General features: G+C 68.1%; 5 protein-coding genes. 4 read left to right on the forward strand and 1 reads right to left on the reverse strand.

Translation table 11 applies throughout. The features are described from left to right. Window positions 1–51 precede the first annotated feature (51 nt). Genes GRX66_RS17035 through GRX66_RS17045 form a run of 3 tightly spaced genes read left to right on the forward strand, consistent with a single transcriptional unit; the run spans window position 52 to window position 1,852 of the window. Window positions 52–588: a hypothetical protein gene (locus tag GRX66_RS17035; protein WP_159527583.1), complete on the forward strand. Its 537-nt coding sequence runs from the start codon at window positions 52–54 to the stop codon at window positions 586–588. A gap of 50 nt (window positions 589–638) precedes the next feature. Next, window positions 639–1,232 carry a hypothetical protein gene (locus GRX66_RS17040; RefSeq protein WP_159527584.1) on the forward strand — a complete coding sequence of 198 codons (594 nt, stop codon included), beginning with the start codon at window positions 639–641 and terminating at the stop codon, window positions 1,230–1,232. Beyond that, window positions 1,229–1,852 (forward strand): hypothetical protein, encoded by a 624-nt coding sequence (locus GRX66_RS17045; RefSeq protein WP_159527585.1) that lies wholly within the window; start codon window positions 1,229–1,231, stop codon window positions 1,850–1,852. The genes GRX66_RS17040 and GRX66_RS17045 overlap by 4 nt, the downstream gene beginning before the upstream one ends. A gap of 5 nt (window positions 1,853–1,857) precedes the next feature. Here the strand turns inward: GRX66_RS17045 and purD are convergent, their stop codons facing one another. Next, complete coding sequence (purD, locus tag GRX66_RS17050) at window positions 1,858–3,147, reverse strand: phosphoribosylamine--glycine ligase (RefSeq protein ID WP_159527586.1); 1,290 nt, start codon at window positions 3,145–3,147, stop codon at window positions 1,858–1,860. Between the two features lie 260 nt (window positions 3,148–3,407). On the opposite strand from purD, the gene GRX66_RS17055 reads away from it, so the two are divergent. Further along, a partial coding sequence (locus GRX66_RS17055) for a thioredoxin domain-containing protein (RefSeq protein ID WP_159527587.1) occupies window positions 3,408–4,031 on the forward strand: 624 nt, incomplete at its 3' end.

Consider the following 4,031-nt stretch of genomic DNA (forward strand, 5'->3'; position numbering starts at 1 on the left):
CGGCGGCAACGATGAGCCCCGCCGCCCGCGGTTCGGGCTGGAGGTGACCCGATGGGGGTCGTCGTCGCCATCGACGCGGACGGCGGCGCGGTGCTCGCGTCGGACACGCTCGCCGTCGACGACGGGAGAGTCACGAGCGAGAACGCCGAGCAACTGTTCGAGTTCGACGGCGCCATCGTCGGCGCCGTCGGTGACCGCGGAGACGTCGACGAGTTCGCGCGAACGGTCCAGGGCGAACTACAGCAGGTGGACGTCGAGACCGGAACGGACCTCGACGTCGGACGGCTCGGCAGGATTGCCGCCAGCGCAGCGGCGGACGTCGGCGTCGAAGCGCTGGTCGCTGGGAGAGACGACGTCGGCGACGCCAGTGTCCGTCGAGTCGGAACGTCTGGCGACCTCGTGTCCGTGACGACCGGGGCACTAGGCAGTGGGTCCGCGGTCGCGCTCGGCTTTCTCGAGGGCAAAGATCCGCCCGAAAGCCTGTCGGACGCGGTCGAACTCGCACGCGAGAGCGTGCAAGCAGCGCAGGACGTCGACGTCGAGACCGGGGGCGACGTCGAGGCCGTCACGCTCGAAGACCGCGAGTAAGCCGCCCGATCTCTCAGTATCAGCCCTATATCTTTCCGTGGCACGCACGTATGAGAGCCGATGTGAACGAGACGCACGCGGACGGGAGCGTCCGCCGAAACGCACTCATCGGTTGGGTCCTCCTCGGCGGCGTGGTGCTGTCGGCGATGTGGAACGTCGGTACCGGCAACCCCCTCTGGGGTGCATTCGAGGTGACGTTCGTCGCAGTGGCAGCGCTCCCCGCAGCGGCGGCACGCGATTCGCGCATCGTCGTCCCGTGGCCGCTGCTGGCCCTCGGCGCCGTCGCGCTGGTCGGCCAGACGCTGGGCTTCCATCAGGAGCTGACGTCCTACACCGCTGTCGCCGCGTTCGCGCTAGTCGGGGTGGCCGAACTGGACGCGTACACGGAGGTGGAGATGAGCCGGCGGTTCACGATCGCGTTCGCCGTGCTGGCGACGATGGCGGTCCAGGGCGTCTGGACCGTGGTCCGGTTCTACGCCGACGGACTACTCGGGACCAGTCTCGTGGTGAGTCAGGCACGCATCCAGTGGGACTTCGTGTTCGTGACGCTCGTCGCGGTGGTCGTCGGCTCGGCCTTCGAGTTGTACTTCAAACGCGCGGAGGGCGGCGGGAGCGAGCAGGAACCGGCAGTCAGTGACACATGAGCGACGAAGTCCTCGACGCCAGCGACGCCACCGAGCGGATGGCCGTCCGCGCCATGCAGGCCGTCCTCCTCGCGCTGTTCGCGTACACGCTGTTCAGAGTGCGACTCGGTCTCGCGACGGGAATCGGCGTCAGCCTCGCCGTCACGCTGCTGCCGGCGGTCCTGCGGCGCGAGTACGACTACTCGATGGACCCCCTGCTCGTACTCTGGATCACGCTGTCCGTGTTCGTGCACACCATCGGCTCGCTGGGACCCTACGACTGGTTCGGGTGGTACGACAGCGTCGCGCACACGGTCTCGGCCGTCGTCATCGCCGGCATCGGGTACGTCACGCTCCGGACGTTCGAGACCCACTCCGACGAGATATCCGTACCCGGGGAGTTCCGTGCGGTGTTCATCGTCGTCTTCGTGCTCGCTGCCGGCGTCCTCTGGGAATTACTGGAGTTCGCGTCGGGCCAGTTGGCGCGGGCTGTCGGTGCGGACGCACCGCTTGCGGTGCGGGGGGTCGGCGACATCGTCAACGACCTCGTGTTCAACACGCTCGGCGCGGTCATCGTCGCGGCCGTCGGGACGGACTACCTGCACGGCTTCGTCACCTTCCTCAGGAGACGCCTGGAGTGACCGACTCAGTCGCTGCGTCGCACGTCCTTCATGTGGTCGATGCGGTCCTCGAGCAACGCCTCGGTCCCGATGTCGGTCCGAACCCGGAGACCCTCGGGGAGGTCGCCGAGGGCCGCGGTGACCTCTCGCTCGGCGTCGGGAATCGAGGAGCCGAACCCGGTGACGGCGTACGACCGCGACGTAGTGGTGTAGATGCCGTCGTCGCGCGCGTCGACGCTCGCGTAGTACAGTTTGGCGTCATCGAGCGTGGAGTCGTCGATGGTCACGCGGGTGCCGCCCTCCGGGTCCGTCGGATAGCCGTCGGGGACTGCGTACTTGCAGACAGTGGCGACGTCCGCGAACTCGGGGTCCGGTAGGGGGTCGTCGTCGCGCGCTGCAGCGAGCACGTCCAGCAGAGGCGTCTCCATCGTCGGGAGCGTGTTCAGCGCTTCCGGGTCCCCGAAGCGGGCGTTGAACTCCACGACCTTCGGCCCGTCGGCGGTGAGCATGAACTGACCGTAGAGGACGCCGCGGTACGAGGGCAGCCCGTCGACGACCGCTTCCAGCGTCTCCACGCAGGCCTCGTAGTCCTCGTCGGTCATGAACGGGAGCGTCCACTCGGGCGCCGTGTAACTCCCCATCCCACCAGTGTTCGGACCGTCGTCGCCCTCGTAGGCGCGCCCGTGGTCGTGGGCGGCGGGCGTCGGACGGACGTCGCGGTTCGCCACGAACGCCTGCACAGTGACTTCCTCGCCGACGAGGCGCTCCTCGACGACCCACTCGTCGTGTCCGGACGAACGGACGTACTCCGCGGCGTCCGCCTTCGAAACCTGGTCGCCGGTGACGCGGACGCCCTTTCCGCCGGTGAGTCCCGCTGGCTTGACTGCCACGTCGCCGTCGACGGATTCGACGTACTTGGCCGCGGCGTCGGGGTCGTCGAACGTCTCGAATTCCGCCTGCCCCGGAACGTCGTTCTCGGCCATGAACTCCCGCTGGAACGTCTTGTCCGTCTCGATGCGGGCGTCTGCTTGCTTCGGCCCGAACGCGTACACGTCCTCGTCCTCCAGGGCGTCCACGACACCGGCGTCGAGCGGTCCTTCCGGGCCGACGACGGCGAGCGTCGCGTCGACGTCGAGCGCGTAGTCGACGACAGCGGCCGGGTCTCCGGTGTCGAGTTCCCGGAAGCCGTCCGCGAGTCGGTCGATGCCAGGATTCCGGTTGCCGGCGCAGGCGTACAGCTCGCAGTCACCCGCGAGCGCGTCAGCGATTGCGTGTTCGCGGCCGCCACCGCCGACCAGCAGAACGCGTTCGGTCATACTCGAATCGAGTGAGCAAGCAAGTGTAAATCTTCCCCCTTCAGTTCGGTGAAGTGTACTCGTTCGTGTATACTGCGGGGTGCTCACCGGTGGTCCGTCGTCTCGGTCCACACGACTCTACGGCTGGGTTTCTCGAGCAGTGGTCGGCGTTTCCGGAGTCCCTCACGGTGACAGTACCCGGGTACGTCTGCGTCTGGCGGCGGCCAGAACCCCGGCCGCCCGGTGATGGTGTTTTACTGCTGGCGACCCGAGCGGTTCGTATGACAGCCCCCACGAACCGGAACCGCCTGGCGGACGCCGGCAGCCCCTACCTCCGCCAGCACGCAGACAACCCCGTCAACTGGCAGCTCTGGGACGACGAGGCGTTCGAGGCCGCCGAACGCCGGGACGACCCCATCTTCCTCTCTATCGGCTACTCCGCGTGTCACTGGTGCCACGTCATGGAGGAGGAGTCGTTCTCGGACCCCGAGGTCGCCGACGCGCTGAACGAGAATTTCGTCCCGATCAAGGTCGACCGCGAGGAGCGCCCCGACGTCGACTCGCTGTACATGACGGTCTGCAACGTCGTGCGAGGCGGCGGTGGCTGGCCGCTGTCCGTGTTCCTCACGCCCGACCGGAAGCCGTTCTACGTCGGGACGTACTTCCCGAAGCACAGCAAGCAGAACCAACCGGGGTTCCTCCCGCTCCTGGAGCGCGTCGCCGGGGAGTGGGAACACAACCGCGAGGAACTCGAGGACCGCGCCGAACAGTGGATGAGCGCGGCGAGCGGCGAACTCGAGTCGCTGCCCGACCCGGTGGACGTCGGCGACGACAGCCCGCTCGTGGACGCCGCTGACGCACTCGCTCGCGCCGCCGACCAGGACCACGGCGGGTTCGGGCGCGCG

Origin of the sequence: Halobacterium bonnevillei (assembly GCF_009831555.1) — an archaeon.
Taxonomy (GTDB): Archaea; Halobacteriota; Halobacteria; order Halobacteriales; family Halobacteriaceae; genus Halobacterium; species Halobacterium bonnevillei.